The organism is Streptomyces sp. NPDC043746 (assembly GCF_056436485.1).
The window spans coordinates 1-25,387 of record NZ_JBWKCM010000030.1; the positions used below are offsets into that span (position 1 = coordinate 1).

The window sequence follows — 25,387 nt, forward strand, 5'->3', positions numbered from 1 at the left end:
CCCCTGTTGACCCGCTTTGTGTGTTTCCCCATCCACGCGTTCAGCCCCACTTACCCTGCTCTGTCGGAATGGGGGCAGGGGCCGGGGGGGGGAGGGCGGGCCGCACCCTCCCCGCCCCTGACTCGTTGCGTCGTGGCCCCTACAGCTTCTCGACCGGCGCGTACCTCAGCAGCAGCTTCTTCGGGCGCTCGTCGCCGAAGTCCACCGTCGCCTTGGCCTGGTCGCCGGCCCCCTCGACGGCCACCACCGTGCCCAGGCCGAACTGGTCGTGCGTGACCCGGTCCCCCACTGCCAGCGCGACCGTCGGCTTCTCCGTGGAGCGCCGGGTGGCGAAGCCCGAGGGCCCGGAGCGGGAGCGGGAGGAGGAGAGCGAGGAGGTGATGCCCGAGGTGGGTCCGGCCGGGGCGGCCATCGGCCCCTTGCGCTTCCACTCCAGGTGCGCCTCCGGGATCTCCTCCAGGAACCGCGAGGGCGGGTTGTACGAGGGCTGGCCCCAGGCGCTGCGCATGGCGGCCCGGGTCAGATAGAGCCGTTCGCGGGCGCGGGTGATGCCGACGTACGCCAGGCGCCGCTCCTCCTCCAGCTCCTTGGTCTGGCCGAGGGCCCGCATGTGCGGGAAGACGCCGTCCTCCAGGCCCGTGAGGAAGACGACCGGGAACTCCAGGCCCTTCGCCGTGTGCAGGGTCATCAGCGTGATGACGCCGGAGCCGTCCTCGTCCTCGTCGGGGATCTGGTCGGAGTCGGCCACCAGCGCGACCTTCTCCAGGAACTCCGCGAGCGTGCCCGCGCCCTCCTCCTCGCCTCGCTCCTGCTCGAATTCGAGGGCGACGGCGGCGAGTTCCTGGAGGTTCTCGATACGGGTCTCGTCCTGCGGGTCCGTGGAGGCCTGGAGCTCGGCCAGATAGCCGGTGCGCTCCAGCACGGCTTCCAGCACGACGGCGGGCCCGGCGCCGGACTCGACGATCGTGCGCAGCTCCTCCATCAGCGTGTTGAACCGCTTGACGGCGTTGGAGGAGCGGGCCGCCATGCCGTACGCCTCGTCGACGCGGCGCAGCGCCTGCGGGAAGGAGATCTTCTCGCGCATCGACAGGGCGTCGATCATGGCTTCGGCGCGGTCCCCGATGCCGCGCTTGGGCACGTTGAGGATGCGGCGGAGCGGGACGGTGTCCTCGGGGTTGGCGAGGACACGGAGGTAGGCCAGGACGTCCCGGACCTCCTTGCGCTCGTAGAACCGCACACCGCCGACGACCTTGTAGGGCAGGCCGACGCGGATGAAGATCTCTTCGAAGACACGGGACTGGGCGTTGGTCCGGTAGAAGACGGCGACGTCTCCCGCCTTCGCGTCGCCCTTGTCGGTGAGGCGGTCGATCTCGTCGGCGACGAACTGTGCCTCGTCGTGCTCGGTGTCGGCCACATAGCCGGTGATGCGGGCGCCGGAGCCGGCGTTGGTCCACAGGTTCTTGGGGCGGCGGCTCTCGTTGCGCTCGATGACCGCGTTGGCGGCGGAGAGGATCGTCTGCGTGGAGCGGTAGTTCTGCTCCAGCAGGATCGTCTTCGCGTCGGGGTAGTCCTCCTCGAACTGGAGGATGTTGCGGATGGTCGCACCGCGGAACGCGTAGATCGACTGGTCCGCGTCACCCACCACGCACAGCTCGGCGGGGGCGTCGGCGGCCTCTCCGGACGGGCCGACCAGCTCACGTACCAGGGTGTACTGGGCGTGGTTGGTGTCCTGGTACTCGTCGACCAGGACGTGGCGGAAGCGGCGGCGGTAGTGCTCGGCGACGTCGGGGAAGGCCTGGAGGAGGTGGACCGTCGTCATGATGATGTCGTCGAAGTCCAGGGCGTTGGCCTCGCGCAGCCGGGCCTGGTAGAGCGTGTACGCCTGGGCCAGGGTCTTCTCGAAGCCGTCGGCGGCCTGTCCGGCGAAGGTCTCCTCGTCGATCAGCTCGTTCTTGAGGTTGGAGACCTTGGCGGTGAAGGACTTCGGCGGATAGCGCTTGGGGTCCAGGTCCAGATCGCGGCAGACCAGGGCCATCAGGCGCTTGGAGTCGGCGGCGTCGTAGATCGAGAACGACGAGGTGAAGCCGAGCTTCTTCGACTCGCGGCGCAGGATGCGGACGCACGCGCTGTGGAAGGTCATGACCCACATGGCGTTGGCACGCGGGCCGACGAGATGCTCGACGCGCTCCTTCATCTCGCCCGCGGCCTTGTTGGTGAAGGTGATCGCGAGGATCTGCCCCGGGTGGACCCCGCGCTCGGCCAGCAGGTGGGCGATGCGGTGGGTGAGCACCCGGGTCTTGCCGGAGCCGGCCCCGGCGACGATGAGCAGCGGGGAGCCGGCGTGCACGACGGCGGCGCGCTGCTCGGTGTTCAGCCCGTCGAGCAGCGCGGCGGAGTCGACGACCGGGCGCGGGTGACCGTCCCGGTAGTACCCGTCCCGGGGCGGCGGGGGCGCGTCGAAGACGCCCTCGAAGAGTCCCTCCGGCACCGCTTCGGGTGCGTGCTCCTCGGGAGGCGGCGGCGGGCCGTCCTCCGCGGGCTGGAGGCCGGTCAGGAAGTTGTCGTCAAAGAGGCTGCTCATCGCCCTCCGAGTCTAGGGGGCCGCACTGACAACGTTCGGCCGAAGGCCACAAGCGGCCGACCGAACCCGTACGGACGGAGATCGGACGCCCACGTTCCGTGAAGGAGTGCCCGGTCGGAGGGGGTGTGGGGCCCGGAGCGCGGCAAGGTCACGAAAATGTATCGGGCATATCGCTCACCCTCCTTCCCAGCGGCGGGCCCGGTTGGCTAGCGTGCTCGGTCAGGTGATCCGTAGCTCCCTGAGGCGAACCGCGTCTCACGGTCACCTCTGCCGAATCCGTGCCGCCCTCCCGGCGGTCCGGAACCGGGGACCCACACGCAGCACCGGGGTGAATCGGTCCGTGCCCGCGCATCCGGACCGTAGGACAGCCTTCCGTTCCGTCCGAACCCGACAGCTAACCCGGTAGGCGGTCCACGGAAGGAGATGCCGGTCTTGGCATCGCATCGCAAGCCGCGCACGAAGGTGCGCACCACCACCCCCGCCGTCGGGTTCACGACGGCAGCGCTCGCCTCCGTGACGCTGCTCTCCACGCAGAACGCCACGGCGGCCCCCGCCGAGCCGAAACCGGCCATCGAGGACGTGCAGAAGAAGGTCGACGAGCTCTACCGGCAGGCGGGCAGCGCGACCCAGCAGTACAACCGGGCGAAGGCCGCCTCCACCGCCCAGCGCGCCAAGGTCGACACGCTGCTCTCCGATGTGGCGAAGCGGACCGAGCGGATCAACGAGGCGCGCCGGGAGCTGGGCGCCTACGCCGCCGCGCAGTACCGCACGGGCGGCATCGCGCCCACCGCGACCTTCTTCCTGGCGGACGACCCGCAGGGGTACTTCGACCAGAGCCGGCTGATGAGCCGGGCGACCGAGCGGCAGCAGAAGGCCGTCGACGACTTCCGTACGCAGCAGGCCGAGGCCTCGAAGAAGCGCGCGGAGGCCGTGAAGAGCCTGGAGGAGCTGACCGAGACGCAGACCGCGCTGCGCTCCAGCAAGCAGACCGTGCAGACCAAGCTGACCGAGGCCCGGTCGCTGCTGTCGCGGCTGACCGCCGAGGAGAAGGCGCGGCTGGCGGAGCTGGAGCGGAGGAAGGAGGCCGAGGCCCGGGAGAAGGCGGAGCGGCTGGCCGCCCGCCAGGCCGCCGAGGCCAAGGAGCGCGAGGAGGCGGAGAAGAAGGCGCGCGAGGAGGCCGCGAAGGAGTCCGCCGAGGCCGGTGGCCCCGGTTCCGGCTCCGGCACGGGTACGGGTACGGGGACGAGCCCGGGATCCGGTACGGGTACGGGGGCGGGGGCCGGGGCGGACAGCGGCTACGCGGCCAAGGCCGAGAAGGTGCTCGCCTTCGCCCGCGCCCAGATCGGGAAGCCGTACGTGTGGGGGGCGACGGGCCCGTCCTCGTACGACTGCTCGGGGCTGACCAAGGCGGCCTGGCAGGAGGCGGGGGTCACGCTGCCCCGGACCACCTGGGACCAGGTGAAGGTCGGCACCCGCGTCGCCACCTCGGACCTCCAGCCGGGGGACCTGGTCTTCTTCTACGACGACATCAGCCACGTCGGCATCTACAAGGGCGACGGGATGATGATCCACGCGCCGAAGCCGGGGACGAACGTCCGCGAGGAGTCGATCTACTCCATGCCGATCTACGGCAGCGTGCGCCCGGCGTAGGAAGCACCCTCGGGAACGGTGGCGCGGGGGCGGCCCGTCGACGGCCGCCCCAGGCCTCTCAGGTCCCCGGGTCCCTCAGGCCCCGCAGGCCCCCGGGTCCCTCAGGCCCCGCAGGTCTCAGGTCCAGAGCGTGGCGATGAAGATGTTGGCGACCGTCAGTCCGCCGACCGCCGCGAACGCGCCCTTCTCGACCTTCTCCTCGTCCCGCTTGACGTAGACGAGGGCAAGGATGACGACGAGGACCGCCAGCTTCACACCGATCTTGATGTTGTTGACGGCCTGGTCGTCGGCCTGGTTGAGCCCGACCAGGGCGACACCGGTGACCAGCATGGTCAGCGCGCCGTGCAGCATGGCCGGAACAAAGCGTGCGGTGCCCGCGCCCATGGCCTTCATCTGGGTCAGGAAGCCGCCCAGCAGGGAGGCGATGCCGATGATGTGCAGGGCGACGAAGACATTGATGAGTACGTCCATGGCTCCGGAGCCTAGCCATGGCCACATCTTCACCCAGCAGTGAGGCAAGCCTTCCTCGGCGTCTTCGCCGGAACTGTGCGCCCGGCGCCCGAACCTGCCGGAATAGTCAATTCCGGCTCACGGTCCGCAGTCACCCGTGGGCACCGAAGCATCACATCCGGGCAATAGCTGTCATGGCGACTCTTTTCCGTTCGCCCGGATTAGCGTCCCTCGCGGGCCCATCGGTATCCCCCGGCGGGCAGCCGACAGGAAGGATGCCGCCCCCGTGGCCGCGCACCGGAAATCCGCTCACCGGAAACCCAAGCAGCGCCCGTTCACCGGCCCTGCTGCCCGCACCGCCGCCACCCTGGCGCTCGCCGGGGCCGCCACCGCCACCTCGGCCGGCGGGGCCGGGGCCGCACCCGCCGAACCCGCCCCCACCGCCGCCCAGGTCCGGGCCCAGGTCGACCGGCTCTACCGCGAGGCCGAGGTCGCCACCGAGAAGTACAACGGGGCGAAGGAGAAGGCGGCCGCCGCCACCCGGGCGGTCGACGCCCTGGCCGACGAGGCCGCCCGCCGCACCGACCGCCTCAACACCACCCGCCACACGCTCGGTTCGATGGCCACCGCCCAGTACCGCACCGGCACCCTCGACCCCGCCCTCCAACTGGCGCTCTCCTCCGACCCCGACAGCTACCTGGAGCGCGCCGCCCACCTGGACCGGGCGGGCGACCGGCAGGCGGGGCTGCTCGGCTCGATCCGGCGCCAGCTCTCCCAGATCGCCCGGGTCAAGGCCCGCGCCGACCGGGAGACCGAGGCGCTCGCCGCCCGGCAGGCCGAGCTACGGGAACACCGCACCGCGATCCGGACCAAGCTGGCGGACGCCCGCACGCTCCTGGCCACCCTCACCGCCGACGAGCGCGCCGCGTACGAACGCCCGGCCGACGCCGCCCCCGGCGGGGGCCCGGCCCGCGCCGACCGGGCGGGCACCGGCCACACCGACCGCGCCGCCCCCGGCTCCCCGGTCGCCGCGCCCCACTCCCGAGCGGCCCGGGCGATCGCCTTCGCCCACGGCGCGATCGGCAGGCCGTACGTCTGGGGCGCCACCGGCCCCGACGCCTTCGACTGCTCCGGGCTGACCCAGGCGGCCTGGCGGGCGGCAGGGGTCAGCCTGCCCCGCACCACCTACACCCAGATCAACGCCGGGCAGCGCGTCTCCCGCTCCCAACTGGCCCCCGGTGACCTGGTCTTCTTCTACTCCGGCATCAGCCATGTCGGCCTGTACATCGGCGGCGGCCAGATGATCCACGCCCCGCGCCCGGGGGCGCCGGTCCGGATCGCGCCCATCGACCAGATGCCGTTCGCCGGAGCCACCCGGGTGGCCTGACCCGGCCGAAACCGGTCGACGGCCTCCGCACGCCGGGCCGCATCTGAGGCGGGACCGCACACGCCGGGCCGCCGGGCGAAACGCGTCCTCACGCTCGGCCGGGGCGCCGCTGAAGCAGGCCGCGCCGCCAGCAAGGCCGCCGCCCCGCTCAGACCAGTCGGCGGGCCGTCGCCCAGCGGGTCAGCTCGTGCCGGTTGGAGAGCTGGAGCTTGCGCAGCACCGCCGAGACGTGCGACTCGACTGTCTTCACCGAGATGAACAGCTGCTTCGCGATCTCCTTGTACGCGTATCCCCGGGCGATCAGCCGCAGCACCTCGCGCTCCCGCTGGGTGAGCCGGTCCATGTCCTCGTCGACCGGCGGGGCGTCCGTGGAGGCGAAGGCGTCCAGGACGAAGCCGGCCAGCCGGGGGGAGAAGACCGCGTCGCCCTCCTGGACCCGGAAGACGGAGTCGACCAGATCGGTGCCGGTGATCGTCTTGGTGACATAGCCCCGGGCACCGCCCCGGATCACACCGATGACGTCCTCCGCGGCATCCGAGACGGAGAGGGCGAGGAAGCGGACCGGGTCGTCGGCCGCGCCCATCAGCGGGGCGCAGCGGCGCAGCACCTCGACCCCGCCGCCGCCGGGGAGGTGCACGTCGAGGAGGACGACCTCGGGGCGGGTCGCCGTGATGACGGTGACCGCCTGGTCGACGTCGGCGGCCTCGCCGACCACCTCGACGCCGGTCTCCTCGGTGCGGCCGATCTCGGCCTGCACCCCGGTGCGGAACATCCGGTGGTCGTCGACGAGCACGACCCGTACCCGTCGCTCCGGGCCCCCGGTGGCTTCGGTGTTCTCGGTCATTCGCTCGCCCTTTCCATCTCCAGCTCGACCTCGGTGCCCCCGCCGGGCACCGAACGCAGCCGGGCAGTGCCGCCGTTGCGCTGCATCCGGCCGATGATTGATTCTCGTACGCCCATCCGGTCGGCGGGAACCTCGTCCAGGTCGAACCCGGGCCCCCGGTCCCGGACGGAGACGAAGACCGTACGGCCCTCGACCTCCGCGAAGACCTGCACGGCACCGCCCTCGCCACCGTACTTGGCGGCGTTGACCATCGCCTCGCGCGCGGCCTGCATCTGTGCGCCCAGCTTGTCGTCGAGCGGGCAGTCGCCGACGACCACCACCTCCAGGGGCACGCCGTGCTTGTCCTCCACCTCGGCCGCGGACCGCTTCACCGCCTCGGCCAGGGTCTCCGGCTCGTCGTCCTCGTCCCTGCCGGTGCCCTCCGGGTTGTAGAGCCAGTTCCGCAGCTCGCGCTCCTGGGCACGGGCCAGGCGTCTGACCTCGCCGCCGTCGTCCGCGTTGCGCTGGATCAGGGTGAGGGTGTGCAGGACGGAGTCATGGACGTGGGCGGCGACCTCGGCGCGCTCCTGGGCGCGGATACGCATCAGCCGCTCCTCGGAGAGATCCTGGACCATCCGCACCAGGTAGGGCCCGGCGAGCAGGGCGATGCCGGTGAGAACGGCGATGGCGGCGGTCAGCACGTTGCCCAGCTGGGCGGCCGAGCCGCGCACCACCATGAAGACGGCGAGCCCGAGGCCGACGAGGGCGACCCCGGCGACGGCGCGGGCCAGTTGCAGCAGTCGGCGGCTGCGGCCGACCTCCATCCAGCGGGCGCGCCGGGCGTTGTCCGCCTGGCGCCAGACGAGGACGGAGCCCGCGCCGATCAGGAGCGTCGGCCAGATGTAGCGGTCGGCCTCGCTGCCCATGTCGACGTTGACGGCGAAGACCACGGCCCCGATGAGCAGGGCGACCAGGGCGAAGACCTGGCCCGGGTCCGGCTTGCGGAGTCTTCGCCGCCCGTCCGCCGCCGTCTCGAACACCGAGCGCGGCCCGTGGGCCTCACCGACGCCCCCGACGCCGAGGGGGACGACGATCCAGAACACCGCGTACAGCAGAGCGCCCAGGCCGTCGCTGAGGAAGAGCCCGAGGAAGACGAACCGGACCCAGACGACCGGCAGCCCGAGGTGCCCGGCGAGCCCGCGTGCGACGCCGCCCAGCATCCGCCCGTCGGCGCTGCGGTACAGCTTGCGCAGCGGCGGCTCCTCCGGGTCGGCGGTGAGTGAGCTGTGCGCGGCTCGGGCGGTGGCGGCTGGCATACCCCGATCGTCACACGCCGTGGGCCCGGGAGGCATCAGGGTAGACCCCCTGATCGACCCTGATGCCAGCCCCACCCCTCCCCGGTGCCGACCCCCGTCCGGGCCGCATCGCCCGGCCCCCCCCTGCGGGACGGGCCCGCGCAAAATCAGGGACCGGCCAGGGTCGGCGCGGGTCCCGCCGGGCCGTGCGTACCGTCACCATGGAGGCATGACCGCTCCCTCGGACGCAGCTCCCGGCGTCGCGCCCCCCGACGCCTCCCGGCCGCAGCTGCGGCGCAGCCCGCGGCAGAAGATGGTGGCCGGGGTCTGCGGCGGACTCGGCCGGTACTGCGACGTGGACCCGGTGATCTTCCGGATCGTGCTCGGCGTTCTCTCCGCGACCGGCGGGATCGGTCTGATCTTCTACGGCTTCGCCTGGCTCCTGCTGCCCCTGGAGGGCGAGGAGGAGAACGAGGCGCGCCGGCTGCTGTCGGGCCGGGTCGACGGGGCGTCGCTGGTGGCGCTGCTGCTGGCGCTGATCGGCTGCGGGCTCTTCCTGTCGATGCTGGGCAACCGGGGGATGCTGGCGTTCGCCGCGCTGCTGTCGGTGGCGGTGGTCGGCTGCTCGGTGTGGACGCAGTCCCGCCGCAACGCCGCTCCTCCGGAGGACCCGGCGGCCCCGCCGGGCACCCCGGCCGCCACCCCCGCCCCAGCACACCCGACGGGCCTCGGTGCGGCTCCGCCGGAGGTGAAGGCCCCGCCGACGCCGGGCGGTCCGTCGTGGTGGCGGGACCCGATCGTCAAGGACGGCACCACGGGCCCGGCCGCCCCGGACTACCTGTGGGGCCCCTCGGACGCCGACCCGGAGGCGGCACGGGAGGTGGTCCGGGCCGGGCGCCCCAGCCCCGACGCCCCGTTCCGCCCGCCGGCTCCGGCGCCCGCCCCGCCGGGGCCGCGCTCGATCAGCGGCCTCGTCTTCCTCACCGCGCTGGTGGCGGGTGGCCTGGGCACCTGGCTCAGCTGGCCGCACCAGCCGTTGGGCTCGGTGCTCCAGGTCGGCCTGGTCGCCGCGCTCGCCGTCTTCGGTCTCGGCCTGCTGGCCTCCTCCCTGCTGGGGCGGACCGGGTTCGGCACGGTGCTGCTGGCGACGGTCACGGCGGTGCTGCTGGCGGGGACCACGCTGGTGCCGAAGGACATCAGCACGGACTGGGCCCGCAAGGAGTGGCGCCCGGCCGCGGTCGCCACCGTGGAGCCGGTGTACCAGCTGGGCACGGGCGACGCCCGGCTGGACCTGTCCGGGGTGGCGGTCCCCCGCGGCCAGACCGTGCGGACCCGGGTGGAGGTCGGGGTCGGCCGGGCGGCCGTCGTCGTCCCGAAGGACGTGACGGTGAAGGTGCGGGCCGAGGTGGGCCTCGGGGAGATCCGGTTGGAGGAGGGCCAGCGGGTCCAGGTCCGGATCAACAGCGACGAGTCTTCCCAGCGCACCCTGCCACCGCCCGGGGACGGCGAACCGGCCGGGACCATCGAGCTGGACGTGCAGGTCGGAATCGGACAGGTGGAGGTCAGCCGTGCTGCGTCATGAATTCCGGCCCGGCCGGGCGCTGGCGGGTCTGACGATGCTGGCCCTGGCCGGGGCGTACGCGGCGGAGGCGGCCGGGGCGTGGAAGGTCCCGCGGGCCTTCTTCCTCCCGGTCCTCCTGGGCGGTCTGTTCCTCGCCGCCACGGCGACCTGGACCGCCTACATCGTGCGGCGGCGCCGGGAGGCGAAGAAGGCGTCGGCGGAGAACACGGAGGCGCCCGCGAGCACCAGCGGCAGCCACGCCATCAAGTAGGGCAGGTCGTTGCCGTAGTAGTACGGCGTCGCCTGCCAGCTCACCGTCAACCAGAGGCTCAGCGAGATCAGCGCCCCGCCGAGCGCGGCGAGCCGGGCCCAGAGGCCGACGAGGGTGCCGAGGCCGACGAGGAGTTCACCGACCGCGATGGCGTGGCCGAACCCCTCGGGGCTCTTGAGCGCCAGGTCGACGAGGGCGGGGATCGCGGAGGAGTCACGGACCCCGCTCATCAGCTCACCGATGGAGCCGGGGCCGGTGGCGGAGAGGAACGCGCTGTCCGTCAGCTTGTCGAGCCCCGCGTAGACGAAGGTGACACCGAGGAAGATCCGCAGCGGCAGCAGCGCGTACTCCCGCGCCTGCTCCCGCAGCCCCCGCCGCTCCCCCGCACCGTACAGACCGCCGCTGCCACCGCCGTAGCCGTTCATCACCGCTGCCCCGCTTCCCGAAGACCCGTCACCTGACCATACGTACGCCTGTCCGACGACGCTCACCAGGGCCGCGGGGCAATCAGCGGAAGAAATCAGGGCGGGAGGGAGGAGAGGAGGAGGGAAGGCGGGTCGGTCGGTCAGTCCGTCACATCGATCGCACAGCGGTTGGTCTCCACTCCGGCGGCGGTGATGACCTGCACGTCGACAGTCCCCGGTTCGACCTCGACGGGCACCGGGACGGTGAGGACGGTGTCGGTCGGGTTGGCGAAGCCTCCGGCGACCGGGATCAGCGGTACATGGACGTGGACCGTGCCGATCCGCACGACGAGCCGGGCCAGCCGGTCGGGGCCGCCCGCGCCGGGCGGTACGAAGCCCGCGCCCCGGATCTCGATGTCGTCGCCGGTCCGGATCGGGGCGTCCAGGTCCCCGGCCTCCCGCGCCCGGACGACGGAGAGCACGACCGGACGGCCGCCCTCCGCGTACTTGCCCGCGAAGTACGTCGCCGCCGAGACCGCCACCAGCAGGGCGAGCCCCCACGGCAGATCGGGCAGCTGCTCGGGGCGGCGGGCGAGGCGGACGGCGGCGAACAGCACGGCGACGGCGCTGACCAGCACGTACTGCACATCCGTGAACGAGCCGCGCCCGGAGTCGTCGGTGAGCAGATCGGCCGCGCGGGGCCGGTCCGCGCGCAGCTTCTGGAGCCGCTGGCCCAGCACCCGTACGGTCACCACCCGGCGTACGACGACGGCGACCGCGCACACCAGCGCGAGCACGGCGACGACCCCGGCCGACCGGGCGAGGTCGAGCCCCTGGATCAGCGCGTCCCGGTCGGCCGGGTCGGAGGCGCCGGCCAGCTGGAGGGCGAGGACGAGCACGGCGAAGACGGCGAGGAGCACCCAGGCGGCGGCGACGGTCCTGGACGTGGAGAGCCGGTTGTCCTCACCGATCAGCGGGGCGAGGAGGCCGCCCCGGGCCCGGTGGAAGCGGGCGGCGACGGTCAGCAGGGCGGCGGTCACGAACGCGGCGGCCAGGGCGGCGGTGCGGGCGGTGGTCCAGCCGGGCCCGATCGCGGTGAGGCTCGCACCGACGAGCAGGGCGACGACCGCGCCCCAGACGCCGAACAGGGTGCCCCGCCACACATGGTGGAGCCAGACGTCCCCGGCGGCCCGGCCCCGTTCGGCGACGGTACGGGCGGACTCGGTCAGCTCGTCGGAGACCCACTGCCGGGAGGCGGAGGCGGACTGGGCGACCCCGGCGGGCAGCCCGTTCCCGGCGGCCAGTTCGTCCCGCTTGGCCAGGAACGCGGCGACCGCGCGCCGGTGCCCCTCGCGTGCTCCATGCGGGCAGTCCCCGCACGTACAGCCTCCGCCGTGCGCACCGCTCGCCCTTGCCTCGTCCAACGCCACGGAGATTTACGCCCTTTCCCACCCCGGTACAGCCAACTCACCTTCGATACCAGCGAATTGTGCCGTACGGGACGGGCGCCTCCCGCATCGGGGCGGCCGGTGGCCGGCAGCCGTCAGAACGTTCGACTGATCCGCTGCCACAGGTCCCTTCACTCAGCGTACCCAGGCGATACGACGATGCCGCCGCCCAAGCGAATGAGCGACGGCATCAACGTTGACCAGGAGCCCTAGGGGTTCAGGCGAACCCGGGAGGTCACTCCCACTCGATCGTCCCCGGCGGCTTGCTCGTCACGTCGAGGACCACGCGGTTGACGTCGGCCACCTCGTTGGTGATGCGGGTGGAGATCTTCGCCAGCGTCTCGTACGGGAGACGGGACCAGTCGGCCGTCATCGCGTCCTCGGAGGAGACCGGGCGCAGCACGACCGGGTGGCCGTAGGTGCGGCCGTCGCCCTGGACGCCGACCGAGCGGACGTCGGCCAGGAGGACCACCGGGCACTGCCAGATGTCGCGGTCCAGGCCGGCCGCCGTCAGCTCCTCGCGGGCGATGGCGTCGGCCTCGCGGAGCAGGTCCAGGCGGTCCTTGGTGACCTCACCGACGATGCGGATGCCGAGGCCGGGGCCGGGGAACGGCTGGCGCTGGACGATCTCCTCGGGAAGGCCCAGCTCCTGGCCGACCATCCGGACCTCGTCCTTGAACAGCTGGCGCAGCGGCTCGACGAGCTGGAACTCGATGTCGTCGGGGAGGCCGCCCACGTTGTGGTGCGACTTGATGTTGGCGGTGCCGGTGCCGCCGCCGGACTCCACCACGTCCGGGTAGAGCGTGCCCTGGACCAGGAAGGCGACCTCGGGGCCCTCCTCCTGGAGGATCTCCAGCTGGGCCTGCTCGAAGACCCGGATGAACTCGCGGCCGATGATCTTCCGCTTCTGCTCCGGGTCGGAGACGCCGGCCAGGGCGTCGAGGAAGCGCTTCTCCGCGTCGACCACCTTCAGCTTCGCGCCGGTCGCGGCGACGAAGTCCTTCTCGACCTGCTCGGTCTCGCCCTTGCGCATCAGCCCGTGGTCGACGTACACGCAGGTCAGCTGCGAGCCGATGGCCTTCTGGACGAGGGCTGCGGCGACCGCGGAGTCCACGCCACCGGAGAGGCCGCAGATGGCGCGCTTGTCACCGACCTGCTCGCGGATCAGGGCGACCTGCTCCTCGACCACGTTGGTCGTCGTCCAGTTCGGCTCGATGCCCGCGCCGCGGTAGAGGAAGTGCTCCAGGACCTGCTGCCCGTAGGTCGAGTGCAGGACCTCCGGGTGGTACTGGACGCCGTAGAGCTTCTTCTCGTCGTTCTCGAAGGCGGCGACCGGGACCACGTCCGTGGAGGCGGTGACCGTGAAGCCCTCGGGGGCGGCCGAGCAGGCATCGCCGTGCGACATCCACACCGGCTGCTCGGTGGGCGTGCCCTCGAAGAGGGTCGACCCCGCCTTCGTGACGTGCAGCGGGGTGCGGCCGTACTCACGCGCCCCGTTGTCGTCGACTGTGCCACCGAGCGTGGTCGCCATCAGCTGGAAGCCGTAGCACATGCCGAAGACGGGGACCCCGGCCTCGAAGAGCGAGCGGTCCAGCGAAGGAGCGCCCTCCGCGTAGACCGACGACGGGCCGCCGGAGAGGATGATCGCGCGGGGGTTCTTCGCCAGCATCTCCGCCACCGGCATGGTGGACGGCACGATCTCGCTGTAGACCCGGGCCTCACGGACGCGGCGGGCGATGAGCTGGGCGTACTGCGCGCCGAAGTCGACGACGAGGACCACGTCGGCCGTGGCGTCGGGGGCGGCGGTGGGTGCTGCTGGCACGGGGCGGCCTTCCGGCGGTGGTGAAGGGGGTCGGTTCTTCCGATTCTACCGGCCGTGCGCGAACCCTCCGCCGGGCCGGGGATGCCGGGGACCGGGACTCTCCCGTCTCACGATCCGGGCCCGGTTTTGCCGGGCCCGCCGGGGCGGGGCCATACTGTGCCCCATGCGTCAGCACACGACCTTCGTCTTTACCTATGGCATCCGGCCCGCCGGCTGCCATGGTCGTGCTGCTTGAGCAACTGACAAGCAACGTTCCAGGCGCCCCGGGCCATCAGGCCCGGGGCGTTCTGCGTGTCCGGGCCCATCGCCCCGGGTGTTCTCCGACCTACCAGGAGTCACCCCCGTGAGCAGCACCACCACCGCCACCACCGCCACCACCCCTGCCGAGCAGACCGGCGCCCACACCGACGAGGCCGCCGCCCTGATCGGCGGTGCCCGGGAGCGCATCGACGCGCTCGACGACCGGATCATCGGTCTCGTCCAGGAGCGGATGGCCGTCTCGGCGGTCATCCAGGAGGCCCGGATCACCTCCGGCGGCCGCCGGGTCAACCTCTCGCGCGAGACGGCCGTGCTCAGCCACTACAGGGACGCGCTGGGCAAGCCGGGCACCGCGCTGGCGATGACGCTGCTGGAGCTGTGCCGCGGCCGGGTGTGAGGGGCGGGCGTGTGGGGGCGGGTGCGGGCGCGGGGGCGAGGGCCGGTCGCGCCGGGCGCCGCCTTTGCAGGACCGTATCTGCGTTCGGTGCCCGTCTCACCCGTACGGCGCGTGACCGGGACCGAGGTGCCTTCGTTGGTCCCGGTGTCCGTGCCAACCAGGGGCGGCATCGGTAAGAAAACCACGCGTGGCTCCGCCGGGACGTGTGACGTACCGAAGGTACGTCGTGGGACCACATCCCGGCGCAAGTGACCGGTCCGCAGGGGACAGCAGCCCGGTCACCCCATGTGCGGCCGTACCCGGGGACGCCCGGGTCGGTCGCATCGGGACGCAGGACGGGACAGAGGCGTTCCCCCTCCCCCGCCGCCCCCCGAGGCCGTTCCCCGCCTCCCGCTCAAAGGCCGCTCCCCCACCCCACTCGAAGGCCGCCCCCCACCCCTTTCACCGTCCGCCCGGTCCCTCAGACCCTCCGGCGGCGCCTCGCCCCCAGGAACAGCACCAGGCCCGCCGTCAGGGCCGTCAGCGCCAGGCCTGACGCGGCCATCGCCGTCGACGATCCGGTGGCGGCCAGGCTGCCGCCGTCTCCGGTGGCGGTGTGCCGCGCGGAACCCGGCGTACCGGAGGCGCCGTCCCCCGGCCCCTCCGAGGGAGCGGGCGACGGGCCGCCGCTCGCCCCGTTCAGCACCACACGCGCCGCGTTGTTGCCCGGCTCCGGGTCGAACGGCAGCCCCGCCGCCCGCAGCTCCGGGCCGCGCACCACGACCCGGCCCACCGCGCCCAGCAGCACCTTGTCGATCCGCAGTCCGAAGGAGAGGTCCAGGCCGCCGCCGTCGCGGACGGTCGCCGGGGTCGGGCAGACGTAGCGCGGCGCGGGGCCGCTCCACCCCGACGGCAGGGCCGTGCCCTCGGCGCTCACCCCCTGGCACCCCTCCGGCGCGGAGGTGACCGTCGCGCCCTGGGGCACGGTGAAGTCGACGGCGGCGACGCTCTCGCCGGAGCGGAGGTGGCCGATCCAGGCCGGGCCGTCGTTGCGGAAGCCGACGCGCGCGGTGACCGTGGCGCCCGCCTCGCCGGAGGCGGTGTCCCCGTACGCGACGAAGTCGGCCGTGTTCTCCGTACGGAAGTCGGCCTCGTGCTCGTTGTCGCCCGGTTCGAGGTCCAGGGCCCGGGCCGTCATGGGCCTCGGGGCGGGGACGGCCCGGAGCACGTCGCCCGCCGTCCCCCGGGTGGCGCGGGCGGGCGTCGCGCCCCGGCCCGTGCCCGCCTCGTGGATGCCGTACGTGAAGATGTCGCGGTAGGCCCGGTCCGTGGTCTTCAGGGTCAGCGGGGCGGCCAGCGTGTAGGTCGCGCCCGCCTCGAAGGCTCCCTCCACCGTGCAACGGGCGGTGGTCCAGGCCTCGTCCGTCGTGTACGCGCAGTTGGAGTAGCGCTGCGGGATGTCCAGGCCGCGTGAGTGGCGCAGGGTCAGGAGGACGCCGTCGGCGGCGCGGCTGCCCCGGTTGGTGAAGGTGATCGGCGCCTGCTGTTTCTGGCCGGGGACGGGCTCGTGGTCGAAGGGGAGCCGGTGCATCACCAGGTCGGGACCGCCGACGGTGACCTGGGTGGTGAAGGGAGTGAAGGCCGCGCCCTCGGCCTCGCCGGTGACCCGGACGGTGCCGGTGCCGCCCTGCTCGCTGCCCTGGGCGGCGGTGAGGAGGAGGTCGGTGACGGTGGAGCGGCCGGGCGAGATGCCGTGGCCGGTGCAGGTGGCCGACCCGGGCGCGGTGGTCGCGCACTCGATCCCGGCCTCCGGCTCGAAGGCCACGTCCGCGACGGCCGCTACCCCGGTCAGGTCGAAGGTGACCGTGAACTCGCCCTCGTACGCCGTGTCGTCGGCGCCCGTCACCGTGATCCGGGCCGTCGACCGCTTCGGCCCGTCGCCGCCCTCCGCGTACGGATGCAGCGCCGTCTCCGCCGGGCCGCCCAGCGCGAACACCCGGGGCGGCGGACGTGGGCGCGGCGGAGGCCGCGGCGGGCGGGGCGGCGGCGAGCAGCAGGGCGGTGGCGGCCACGAGGCCACCCGCTCTGATCGGCGGCGCGGTGCGCGGGAGGAGTCGTGTCATCGCGGACCTCTGGTTCGGCGGGAGCTGTACGACGGCGGCGACCGCCACCCGTGGAAGGGTGGCGGTGACGCAGTCAGGCGTTCGACCCCGCAGCGTACGGGGTCGGCCCCACGGCTCTCCGACGAGCGTCCCGCGAACGGGTCACGGATTGGGGACGGGAGTGTTCCCGACGCCCTTCACTTCGGCCCCGGCCTCCACCGTCCCCTTCGGGGGTACGACGGGGATGCCCAGGAACGGCAGCTTCAGCGCCCCGAACGCGTCCTTCGGCACGGCCGGGGCCAACGGCTCGACCGGGGTGAGGCGTTCGTAGGCCGTGCCCTGCTCGGGCCGGGGGTCCGCCTCGCCCTTGTTGGGCCAGAGCGACATCGCGCGCTCGGCCTGGGCGGTGATGGTCAGCGAGGGGTTGACGCCCAGGTTGGCGGAGACCGCCGAGCCGTCGACGACGCTGATGCCGGGGTGGCCGTAGAGGCGGTGGTAGGGGTCGATGACGCCCTCCTGCGCGCTCGCGCCGATCGGGCAGCCGCCGAGGAAGTGGGCGGTGAGCGGGGTGCCCATCAGCTCGCCCACGTTGGAGCCGGCGAAGCCGTTGATCTCCTCGGCGAGGAGCGAGGCGCTGCGGGTGGCCTCGGGGATCTGGGTGGGGTTGGGGGCGCCGTGGCCCTGGCGCGCGGTGAGCAGGCCTTTGCCGATGCCGCCCGGTTTGCGGTAGGTCGTCAGGGAGTTGTCGAGCGACTGCATGACGAGCCCGATGATGGTCCGCTCGGACCAGCGGCGGTTGGAGAGCGAACGGGCGGCGAGAGTGGGGTGCTTGACCATGTTGGCGAGCCAGCCGCGCACCCGGTGGGTCCCGTAGGGCACCTGGAGGATCGACATCGCGCCCATGGCGTTGGAGCCCTTGCCGTAGCGGACGGGCTCGATATGCGTGTTGTCGTCCGGGTGGATGGAGGAGGTGATGGCGACGCCCTGCGAGAAGTCGGCCTTCGCGACGCCGTGCTTCTTGCGGTAGCGGCGGTCGCTGGTCTGGGAGCCCACCAGCGCCTCCGAGTTGGTGCGGGTCAGCATCCCGAGCCTGGCGGAGAGCCGGGGCAGCAGACCGCGGTCCTTCATGGTGTGCAGCAGGGTCTGGGTGCCGTACGTGCCCGCCGCGACGACCACCTTCCGGGCCCGCAGCTTTGCGGGCTTCGCCTTGCGGCGGCGGTCGGTGGGGACGGTGAGGACGCGGTAGCCGCCCTCGGGGTGGTCGGTGATCGCGACGACGGAGGTCATCGGGTGGATGACCGCTCCGGCCTTCTCCGCGAGGTGGAGGTAGTTCTCGTTGAGGGTGTTCTTCGCCCCGTGGCGGCACCCCGTCATGCACTCGCCGCACTCGGTGCAGGCCTTGCGGGCGGGTCCGGCGCCGCCGAAGTACGGGTCGGGGACGGTCTCCCCGGGCTTCGCCCTCACCGTGCCGTCGGCGTCCTTGCCGTCGCCGAAGAAGACGCCGACCGGGGCCATGTGGAAGGTGTCGCCGACGCCCATCGCCTCGGCGGCGGCCTTGAGGTGGATGTCGGAGGGGGTCATGGTCGGGTTGAGACGGACCCCGAGCATCCGCCGGGCCTGGTCGTAGTAAGGCTTCAGCTCGTCCTGCCAGTCGGTGATCGAGGCCCACTGGCGGTCCTCGAAGAACGGGGCGGGCGGGACGTACAGCGTGTTGGCGTAGTTGAGCGAGCCGCCGCCGACCCCGGCGCCCGCCAGCACCATGACGTTGCCGAGCAGATGGACGCGCTGGATGCCGAAGAGGCCCAGCGCGGGCGCCCAGAGGTAGTTCTTCAGGTCCCAGGAGGTCTTGGGGAGCGTGCCGGGGGTGAAGCGGCGGCCCGCCTCCAGGACGCCGACGCGGTACCCCTTCTCGGTCAGCCGGAGCGCCGAGACCGCGCCGCCGAACCCCGAGCCGACGACCAGGACGTCGTAGTCGTACGCGGCGTCGTCCTCGGCCGGGACGTGGCGCACGGCCGGTTTCTGGGCAGGGCTGTCCTGGGACATGGCGCTCCTCACTACGGAATCGGACGAAAAGGGCGTACTGCAAGCGTCGCGACGGTGCTCAGCGCAGCCGGAACGCCTTCATCGCCTTCAGGCTGCGGGTCATGAACGCGGCGTACTTCTCGTCGTCCATGCCGAAGGACGGGGCGAGCGGGATGAGCCGCTGCTGGGCGACGGTCTGGGCCTCGGTGAACTTGAGGATGCCCTCGGAGCCGTGCCGTCGGCCGAGGCCGGAGTCCTTCATGCCGCCCATCGGGGACCGGACGCTGCCGTAGGCGGGGGCGTACCCCTCGTTGATGTTGACGGTGCCGGTCCGCAGCCGGGCGGCGACCTGGTGGCCGCGCCTGGCGTCGGTGGTCCAGACGCTGGAGTTGAGGCCGTACGGGGTGGCGTTGGCGAGCGCGATCACCTCGTCCTCGTCGCTGAACCGGTAGACGGAGACGACCGGGCCGAAGGTCTCCTCGGTGCAGACGGCCATCGGCGCCTCCACGCCGTCCAGGATGGTCGGCTCGTAGAAGAGCGGGCCTATGTCGGGGCGCGCGACCCCGCCCGCGACGAGCGTGGCGCCCTTCTCGACGGCTTCGGCCACATGGCGGCTGACGGTCTCCAGCTGGCGGGGCCCGACGAGGCAGCCCATGTCGGCGCCGTACGCGAGGGAGCTGCCGAGCCGCATGGCCCGGGTCCGGGTGGCGAACCGCGCCACGAAGTCGTCCGCGATCGACTCGTGGACGTACAGCCGCTCGATGGAGATGCAGAGCTGTCCGGCGGAGGAGAAGCAGGCGCGCACGGCCCCCTGGGCGGCCTTCTCCACGTCGGCGTCCCTGAGGACGAGCATGGCGTTCTTGCCGCCCAGCTCCAGGGAGACGCCGACCAGCCGGGAGGCGGCGCCGACGGCGACCTCGCGGCCGGTGCGGGTGGAGCCGGTGAAGGAGACGTAGTCGGCGCGGCTGACGACCTCGGGGCCGACGACGGGGCCCTCGCCCAGCACGACCTGGAAGACCTCGGCGGGCAGCCCGGCCTCGATGAGCAGGTCACGGGCCCAGAGTGCGGTGAGCGCGGTCTCCGTGTCGGGCTTCATCACGACCGCGTTGCCGGAGACGAAGGCGGGCAGCGCGTCGCCCACGGACAGCTCGAAGGGGTAGTTCCACGGGGCGATCTGGCCGACGACCCCGCGCGGCTGGCGCAGCTCGGTGACCTTGGTGAGGGCCGGGACGACGCCGGTGTGCCGCTTGGGCTTGAGGTAGGCGGCGGCCCGGCGGCCGTAGTGGCGGGCGGCGACGGCGACGGACTGCACCTCCTCGTGGGCGTGCAGCCGGGCCTTGCCGGTCTCCAGCTGGATGAGGTCGAGCACCTCGGACTGGCGGCTGAGGACCAGGTCGTGGAAGCGCAGCAGGACGGCGGCCCGCTGCCGTACGGGGGTGGCGGCCCAGGCGGGCTGGGCGGCGCGGGCCCGGTCGAAGGCGGTGGCGACGTCCTCGGGTGTGGACTCAGGCAGGTCGGCCAGCTTCTCCCCGGTGAAGGGGGTGTGGTTGGCCGTCCGTCCCGATCCGACGACACCGCGGACCAGCTGGGCGATCACCTCGGGGGTGACCACGTCGGCAGCCGTGCGCGCGCCTGCGGGGGCGACCGCGACGGGGTTCGTACCGAGAGGGGCGTCAGGGGCCTGCGAGTCCGTCATGAGGCCGAGAGTATGTCCACCCGACCCCTTTGGGTACCCGTCGGTAACAGTTTTTCACGGGACCCGACGCCCGCCCCGAAGCGCCGAGCCGATCGAGCCAGCGATCACTGGCGACATAACCGCTGATCAGGGGCTATGCGGAGGCGGCGGAGGGCCGCTCGGTCCTATGCCCCCGGCGCGCGCCAGCTTCGGAGCATGATGTCGAACTTCTCGCGGCTCGCCGCCCACCCCTCCTGCGGGGCGGTCAGGTACAGGGCGTACTCGGGGCCGCCGGCACCGCCGTAGTACATCTGGTCGATGCCGTGCCGGGGGCCGGGGTGGTCCTTGGTCTCGTTCCAGGTGAACTCCCAGAGCGCGCCCGGCCGGTCGCGGAAGGTGTTCTTCTCCAGCGCGATCCGCCGGTACCCCGGCAGCCGCTCCACCAGCTGCTGCTCCATGTTCCGCACGTGCAGATACGGATGGTCGAAGTCCGGGTCCGGGTCGACGCTGATGCGGATGCGGTGGCGGCCGCCGTCCGGGGTGTAGTCGATCTGACCGTTGTTCACCTCGCGCGTCCAGTCCTGCGGTACGACGAGGCTGAAGCCCGCCGGGTCCTCCACCCGGTGCCAGCCGTCGGGTATCTCCGACGCGGCGGGGGTGGTCGGGTCGGCCGGGGCGGTCCCGGGGGCGGTGGGGGCGGTCGCGGGGGCGCCGGGCGTGGCCGTACGGCCGGTGGCCGACGCCCCGTTCCCGTACTTCATCGCGATCAGCCCGGCCGTGCCGCCGAGGACCGCCGCCGCGACGGCCACGACGAGGACGGTACGCAGCCGGGAGCCGCCGCGCCGGGTGGCGGGGGCGGAGGCGGGGCCCGCGAGGGGGTGGCGGGCGGGGGCCGGGTGGTCAGGAGCGGTGGCGGGCGCCGAGCCGGGGAGCCGGGCCGTGGAGCCGTCCGGGTCCGGGTAGCCGTACCGGGCCTCCTCCGGGACCCGCTCGGTGGGCACGTACTGCTGGGCCGAGCGCGGCTTGTGGCCCTCCATGGCGGCCAGCAGCATCTGCTCGGTCTCGGCGGCCGAGGGCCGGTCGGCCGGGTTCTTGCGCAGCAGCGCGGTGATGACGGGACCGAGGGGACCGGCGTTGACGGGCGCGGGCGGTTCCTCGGTGACGACGGCCTGCATGGTGGAGATCGGGGACGTGCGGCGGAAGGGCGAGCGCCCCTCCACCGCCGAGTACAGGGTGGCGCCCAGCGACCAGAGGTCGGAGGCGGGCCCGGGGTCGCCTCCGCGTACCCGCTCGGGCGCCAGATAGTCGATGGAGCCGACCAGTTCACCGGTCCGGGTGATCGTGGAGTCGCCCTCGATCGCGGCGATCCCGAAGTCGGTGAGGAGCACCTGCCCGTCACGGGCCAGCAGCACGTTGCCCGGCTTGACGTCCCGGTGCAGCACCCCGGCGCCGTGGGCGGCCCGCAGCGCGCTCAGGACGTGGAGGCCGATCCGGGCCGCCTCGCGCGGCGCGATCTCGCCCTTCTCCTTGGCCTCGTCCGCGAGCGAGGGCCCGTCGACGTACTGCATGACGATCCAGGGGCGCTTGTCGTACTCGATGACGTCATGGACGGTGACGACCCCGGGGTGGGTGATCCGGGCCGCCGCGCGGGCCTCCTTCTGGGTGCGGGCGTGCAGGACGAGCCGGTCGGCCTCCGCCACGTACAGCCCGGCGGTCAACTCCTTGACGGCGACCGTGCGGTGCAGCACCTCGTCGTGGGCGCGCCACACCTTGCCCATACCCCCGCGGCCCAGCTCCTCGCCCAGCCGGTAACGCCCCGCCAGCACCAGTCCCGCAGCCGTGCCTTCTGATCGGTCCACGTGTGACCCGCCCCCCGTTCCTCTGCTTGCCAGATTACGGAGCCGGGGCGGCGCGGCGGAACGGGGGATCGCCCACGAGACCGCACCGTGATGGTTGTCCGCCGCGCAGGGCCGACGCCCAGGACCCCCGGGGTGAGCCGCGGTGACGGGCGGTCAGCCGGCGCTCACCCGGTACGAGGCGACGGCCTGCTGGTAGACCTCGGTGACCCTGTCCCGGTCGTTCGAAGGGCCGATGGCCTGGAGGACGTGGTACCGGCCGTCGACGATCATGACGAGATTGCGGACGTAGACCTCACGGCCGCCGCTGTCCTGCCAGGTGAACTGCCCCTCGGCCATGGCCTGTCGGCCCACGTCGACCCGGCGCACCCCGGAGGAGGTGGACCAGCTGGAGTCCCGGAACGGCTGGAGCTCGGGCTGCTTCTCGCGCTGGTAGTCCAGCGGGTCGCCGCCCGCCGCCTTGACCGTGTCCCGGCCGGGCACCACGAGCAGGGTGAACCCGTCGCTGCCGTAACGGATCTGGCGGTCCGCGTTGGCGGGGCTGCGCTGCCACTCCTTCGGCACGCCGACCTCGAACCCCTCCGCGTCCTGGCGGAGTTCGTAGCCGGGGGCGAGCGCGACGGCGGAGCGGCTGGTCTGCGGCTGCTGGGCGCCGGGGTCGCTGCTCGCCCCCCGGGAGGGCGCGGGCGAGCCGGAGGCGGCCGGGGGCGGTGCGGCGGAGCCGGTGGGCTGCCCGGGGGCGGCCTGTCCGGCCGGCTCCTGCTTCGGCATGAACAGGAACGCGTACGCGATCGCCGCCGCCATCAGCAGCAGGATCAGGACCAGCAGCGTCCGGCCGAGGTGGCGCGGCGAGCGCCCCTCGCGCGGCCGGGACGGCTCCCGCAGCACCCGGGGGCCCTTGGGCTCGCGCGGTGCGCGGGACGGGCGGGGCTCCCAGGCGTCGACGGGGTGACCGGCGGGCTCGGGGGGCAGCAGGGACTCGTGGTGCGGCGGCTCGCGGAAGGCGGCGGCGCGCTGCTTCTCCAGCCGCTGGCGCTCCCGCCTGCCCTGGCGGTGGCGGCCGTGCGCGGAGCCGCCGCCGAACCGGCCGCGGCGCCTGCGGACCAGCTCGCCCCGGCGGCGTACGACGGGGAGCCGGGTGGCGTCGGGGGCGGGCAGGGGGACGACGTCGGCGCCGGCCTCCGGCTCGGGTGCGGAGCGTACGAGCGAGCGCAGCCAGCCGCGCAGCTCCTCGAAGTCCGGCCGCTCGGTGGGGTCCTGGCGCAGCAGCGACTCCACGACGGGCCGCAGCGCACCGCACTCCTCGGCGAAGGCGGGCGGCTCGGCGCAGACCATCTGGACCAGCTCGGCCGCGCTCTCCTCGGGGTAGGGGGCGTGGCCCTGGACCGCGCGGAAGAGCAGCGCGCCGAGCGCCCACAGGTCGGTGGCGGGGCCGATGGGCGGGGCGAGCTGCCAGTTGTCGTGGACCGGACCGGCCTGCTCCGGCGCCCAGCGCTCGGTGACGGGGCCGACGACCGCGATCCGGGCCTGCCGGGCGCGCTCGGCGGCGAGCGGGGTGGTGGGGCCCCGGTAGACGGCGACCCCCTGGCTGCCCGCGACGGCCTCCTCCCAGGCGCCGGAGGGGGACCGTTCGGCGGGGAGGCGGGGGGCGGGGGTGAGGGAGGCCTGGTCGGGGCGGCGGGAGTCGGCGCGCAGCGCGTCCCGGCCGAAGCCGCCGGAGCCGCCCGCGGGGACGGAGCGCCCATGACCGGGCCCGTCCTCCCAGGTTCCGGCGAGGTGGACGCGGCGGCCGGACGGGCGGGGGCCCTCCTCGTCGTCCTCGTCCTCGTCGTCGTACGGGTCCTCGGGCGGGGCACCCCAGGGCCCGCCGGTCAGCCGGGGGCCGGGAAGGCCGGGGGTGGTGTCAGGGCCGGTGGTGGTGGGGTCTGTCCCGGCGGCGGGGTCGGGTCGCCGGACGGGGAGGGCGGCGGGCACGTCCTCGGCCGGGGTCTTCTCGGAGAGGGCGGCGGGGGTGCTCCCGGGCGGCTGCCGACCGTCCTCGGTGACCCGGGCTGCGGCACGGGCACCGGCGCGGTAGGCCGCGATCGCCCCGGCGCGGGCGGCCCGCAGCTGGGCGGCGCTCCCGGCTCCCGGCTCGGCGGGGGGCGGAGGGGCGGGGGTGTAGGGCACGGCGGGCGTGGCGGGGCGCGGCACGAGCTGCTGCCCCCCGGGAGCCCGGTCCCCGCCCTGATCGTGGGCAAGGGGCGGCCGGGAGTCCTGGGCTTGCTGGGACTCCTGTGGTCGCGGGGACTCCTGGGGCTGTGCCCGTACGTACGGTGGTACGAGCGGTAGTTCCGGTCCGGCGTCGCTCCCGGCCGGCGGGAGGAAGGAGGGCCGACGGCCCTCGGCCGCCTCCGGCGCCTTTGGACCCCACGACGGCTCGACCCGCTCGACAGGGTCGTCAGGGTCGACTGTCTCCACGACCGGTATCCCGAGGGTGTCCTCGGCCTCGCTCGGCCGGGGCACCTCGTAGGCCCCGAGCCTGTCCCCGGCCCCCGCCCCCGTCCCGGCCCCGGGCAGCTCGTAGGCGTCGGGCGCCTCATGGGCCCCGTGGTGATCCCCGTACGCCTCCGCCCCGCCCCCGTGCGTCCTGGCCGTCGGCTCGTCGTCGGGAAGCGGCTCGGGGGCGTATCCGCAGAGCGCCTCCTCGGCGGCGCCCGCCGCGAGGCCGGTGAGCATCACCCGGCCGTCGTCGCAGACCAGGACCGTGCGGACGGTGATGTTCCGGTGGGTCCAGCCGTGCGCGTGGAGCACCCGCAGGGCGGTGAGCACGTCGGAGCCGATCTCGGCGGCCCGGTAGGGGTTCAGGGGGCGCTCGGCGAGGAGGGCGGCGAGCGGGCGGGCCGCGACCAGCTCGCTGACTATCCAGAGCGAACCGGCCTCGGCGAACACGTCGAAGACCTGGTCGAGCCGGGGGTGGTCGGGCACCCGGGCGGCGGCCTGCGCGGCCTCGATCGCGCGCCGGACCGCGGGGTCCGTACTCCGGCGCACCGCCCGCCCGGTGGTGCGCCCGCCCGCCGCGGCCCGGCCGTCGGCGTCGAGCACCTCCGCGTCCACGATCTCCGGCAACGGCACCTGGCGGACCAGGACTTCCTGACCGCTGTACGTGTCGAACGCCCGGGTCTCGACCAGTTCGTACCCGTCGGACGGGGGCAGCGGAAGGCGGTAGCGGTCGGCAAGCACCCGACCCGCGTAGTCGTCCACGACGCCTCCCCAGAGCGCGCTGTTCCCCCGGCCATCGAACCGCACGAATCAGTCAGTTCAGTCAGTTGTGGTCATTCGGCGGGCAATTGACCTACTGTTCCGGCTGCGTACGGTCTCCGTCGTCTTACGATACGTGGCAACGCGCGCCGACGGGCCGGGTCGC

General features: G+C 73.4%; 17 protein-coding genes and 1 riboswitch. Of the genes, 5 read left to right on the forward strand and 12 right to left on the reverse strand.

What is annotated here, in order from left to right:
* Nucleotides 1–139: 139 nt before the first annotated feature.
* Complete coding sequence (gene pcrA / locus AC0682_RS26080; RefSeq protein WP_478535457.1) at nt 140–2,581, reverse strand: DNA helicase PcrA; 2,442 nt, start codon at nt 2,579–2,581, stop codon at nt 140–142.
* Between the two features lie 258 nt (nt 2,582–2,839).
* A riboswitch (cyclic di-AMP (ydaO/yuaA leader) is annotated at nt 2,840–3,006 on the forward strand.
* Here pcrA and AC0682_RS26085 point away from each other — a divergent pair.
* Nucleotides 3,005–4,231, forward strand: a complete 1,227-nt coding sequence (locus tag AC0682_RS26085) for a C40 family peptidase (protein ID WP_478535458.1) — start codon at nt 3,005–3,007, stop codon at nt 4,229–4,231. It overlaps the preceding riboswitch by 2 nt.
* Nucleotides 4,232–4,348: 117 nt before the next feature.
* Here AC0682_RS26085 and AC0682_RS26090 read toward each other — a convergent pair whose 3' ends face one another.
* Nucleotides 4,349–4,702, reverse strand: coding sequence for a hypothetical protein (locus tag AC0682_RS26090; RefSeq protein WP_254811884.1), 354 nt, complete (start codon nt 4,700–4,702; stop codon nt 4,349–4,351).
* A gap of 265 nt (nt 4,703–4,967) precedes the next feature.
* Here AC0682_RS26090 and AC0682_RS26095 point away from each other — a divergent pair, with 265 nt between their 5' ends.
* Entirely contained in the window at nt 4,968–6,068 is a 1,101-nt protein-coding gene (locus AC0682_RS26095) for a C40 family peptidase (protein ID WP_478535460.1), read from the forward strand.
* A gap of 148 nt (nt 6,069–6,216) precedes the next feature.
* Here the strand turns inward: AC0682_RS26095 and AC0682_RS26100 are convergent, their stop codons facing one another.
* Nucleotides 6,217–6,912 (reverse strand): LuxR C-terminal-related transcriptional regulator, encoded by a 696-nt coding sequence (locus AC0682_RS26100; protein ID WP_084748772.1) that lies wholly within the window; start codon nt 6,910–6,912, stop codon nt 6,217–6,219.
* Nucleotides 6,909–8,207, reverse strand: a complete 1,299-nt coding sequence (locus AC0682_RS26105; protein WP_478535462.1) for a PspC domain-containing protein — start codon at nt 8,205–8,207, stop codon at nt 6,909–6,911. The genes AC0682_RS26100 and AC0682_RS26105 overlap by 4 nt, the downstream gene beginning before the upstream one ends.
* 208 nt (nt 8,208–8,415) lie before the next feature.
* Here AC0682_RS26105 and AC0682_RS26110 point away from each other — a divergent pair, with 208 nt between their 5' ends.
* Both AC0682_RS26110 and AC0682_RS26115 read left to right on the forward strand, forming a co-directional pair.
* Nucleotides 8,416–9,768, forward strand: a complete 1,353-nt coding sequence (locus AC0682_RS26110) for a PspC domain-containing protein (protein WP_478535463.1) — start codon at nt 8,416–8,418, stop codon at nt 9,766–9,768.
* A complete protein-coding gene (locus AC0682_RS26115) occupies nt 9,755–10,018 on the forward strand; it encodes a hypothetical protein (protein ID WP_478535465.1) in 264 nt (87 codons plus the stop codon). Before AC0682_RS26110 ends, AC0682_RS26115 begins: the two co-directional genes overlap by 14 nt.
* Here the strand turns inward: AC0682_RS26115 and AC0682_RS26120 are convergent.
* From AC0682_RS26120 to guaA, 3 genes are all read right to left on the reverse strand, one after another.
* A complete protein-coding gene (locus tag AC0682_RS26120; protein ID WP_478535467.1) occupies nt 9,925–10,443 on the reverse strand; it encodes a DoxX family protein in 519 nt (172 codons plus the stop codon). The genes AC0682_RS26115 and AC0682_RS26120 overlap by 94 nt on opposite strands.
* A 140-nt stretch (nt 10,444–10,583) precedes the next feature.
* The gene (locus AC0682_RS26125) at nt 10,584–11,852 is read right to left on the reverse strand and encodes a hypothetical protein (protein ID WP_478535468.1); all 1,269 of its coding nucleotides are present in this window, start codon (nt 11,850–11,852) and stop codon (nt 10,584–10,586) included.
* 253 nt (nt 11,853–12,105) lie between these two features.
* Nucleotides 12,106–13,692: a glutamine-hydrolyzing GMP synthase gene (gene guaA, locus AC0682_RS26130; RefSeq protein WP_254811889.1), complete on the reverse strand. Its 1,587-nt coding sequence runs from the start codon at nt 13,690–13,692 to the stop codon at nt 12,106–12,108.
* Between the two features lie 343 nt (nt 13,693–14,035).
* On the opposite strand from guaA, the gene AC0682_RS26135 reads away from it, so the two are divergent.
* Complete coding sequence (locus tag AC0682_RS26135) at nt 14,036–14,347, forward strand: chorismate mutase (protein ID WP_254811890.1); 312 nt, start codon at nt 14,036–14,038, stop codon at nt 14,345–14,347.
* Between the two features lie 460 nt (nt 14,348–14,807).
* Here the strand turns inward: AC0682_RS26135 and AC0682_RS26140 are convergent, their stop codons facing one another.
* The 5 genes from AC0682_RS26140 to AC0682_RS26160 all read right to left on the reverse strand — a co-directional run bounded on the left by AC0682_RS26140 (nt 14,808) and on the right by AC0682_RS26160 (nt 25,224).
* On the reverse strand, nt 14,808–16,322 hold the full coding sequence (locus tag AC0682_RS26140) for a peptidase (RefSeq protein WP_478535470.1): 1,515 nt from the start codon (nt 16,320–16,322) through the stop codon (nt 14,808–14,810).
* A 268-nt stretch (nt 16,323–16,590) separates the two neighbouring features.
* Nucleotides 16,591–18,471, reverse strand: coding sequence for a GMC oxidoreductase (locus tag AC0682_RS26145; protein ID WP_478535471.1), 1,881 nt, complete (start codon nt 18,469–18,471; stop codon nt 16,591–16,593).
* 58 nt (nt 18,472–18,529) lie between these two features.
* Nucleotides 18,530–20,146: a succinic semialdehyde dehydrogenase gene (locus AC0682_RS26150; protein ID WP_478535472.1), complete on the reverse strand. Its 1,617-nt coding sequence runs from the start codon at nt 20,144–20,146 to the stop codon at nt 18,530–18,532.
* A gap of 164 nt (nt 20,147–20,310) precedes the next feature.
* Complete coding sequence (locus tag AC0682_RS26155; protein ID WP_478535474.1) at nt 20,311–21,984, reverse strand: serine/threonine-protein kinase; 1,674 nt, start codon at nt 21,982–21,984, stop codon at nt 20,311–20,313.
* 153 nt (nt 21,985–22,137) lie between these two features.
* On the reverse strand, nt 22,138–25,224 hold the full coding sequence (locus tag AC0682_RS26160) for a protein kinase (RefSeq protein WP_478535475.1): 3,087 nt from the start codon (nt 25,222–25,224) through the stop codon (nt 22,138–22,140).
* Nucleotides 25,225–25,387: the final 163 nt, after the last annotated feature.

Coding starts and splice junctions, on each gene's coding strand:
- AC0682_RS26120 (WP_478535467.1), bottom strand. CDS start 10,443: ATGAACGGCTACGGCGGTGGCAGCGGCGGTCTGTACGGTGCGGGGGAG.
- AC0682_RS26100 (WP_084748772.1), bottom strand. CDS start 6,912: ATGACCGAGAACACCGAAGCCACCGGGGGCCCGGAGCGACGGGTACGG.
- AC0682_RS26085 (WP_478535458.1), top strand. CDS start 3,005: ATGCCGGTCTTGGCATCGCATCGCAAGCCGCGCACGAAGGTGCGCACC.
- AC0682_RS26145 (WP_478535471.1), bottom strand. CDS start 18,471: ATGTCCCAGGACAGCCCTGCCCAGAAACCGGCCGTGCGCCACGTCCCG.
- pcrA (WP_478535457.1), bottom strand. CDS start 2,581: ATGAGCAGCCTCTTTGACGACAACTTCCTGACCGGCCTCCAGCCCGCG.
- AC0682_RS26110 (WP_478535463.1), top strand. CDS start 8,416: ATGACCGCTCCCTCGGACGCAGCTCCCGGCGTCGCGCCCCCCGACGCC.
- AC0682_RS26090 (WP_254811884.1), bottom strand. CDS start 4,702: ATGGACGTACTCATCAATGTCTTCGTCGCCCTGCACATCATCGGCATC.
- AC0682_RS26105 (WP_478535462.1), bottom strand. CDS start 8,207: ATGCCAGCCGCCACCGCCCGAGCCGCGCACAGCTCACTCACCGCCGAC.
- AC0682_RS26150 (WP_478535472.1), bottom strand. CDS start 20,146: ATGACGGACTCGCAGGCCCCTGACGCCCCTCTCGGTACGAACCCCGTC.